Here is a 335-nt window from a genome sequence, read left to right as displayed (position 1 = left end):
GTCTCGCCGAGCACCTTGCGGGGCTCGATCGGGGGCGGGTCGTCCTCGTGGGAGGCGCCGTAGCTCAGCGTGAAGGCGACGCTCTCGCCGGCATGCACCGTGAAGTCCGGGACCGTGGTCTGGCCGGCGCCGCGCAGGTGGGCGCGGGTGCGCAGGACGACCTTGTGGGGGCCCGAGATGGCGCGCAGGTCGCCGAGCTCGTTGTGGGAGACCCAGGGCACGGCCGAGCCGTAGTCGAAGCGCAGGGCGAGATCCATCCGCATGGCGTCCCGGCCGTGCACGCCCTCCACGAGGCGGATCAGGTGCGAGCCGTCCCCGGCCGGCATGTAGTCCGT

At 73.1% G+C, this 335-nt stretch carries 1 pseudogene; it reads right to left on the bottom strand.

What is annotated here, in order from left to right:
* A pseudogene (locus ACLBXP_RS25405) lies at positions 1–335 on the bottom strand (glycoside hydrolase family 15 protein); the annotation flags it as partial.

The sequence above is a fragment of the Methylobacterium sp. A54F genome, assembly GCF_053346035.1.
The sequence above is the reverse complement of the archived record's forward strand: the minus strand, read 5'-3'. Positions and strand labels throughout refer to the sequence as shown.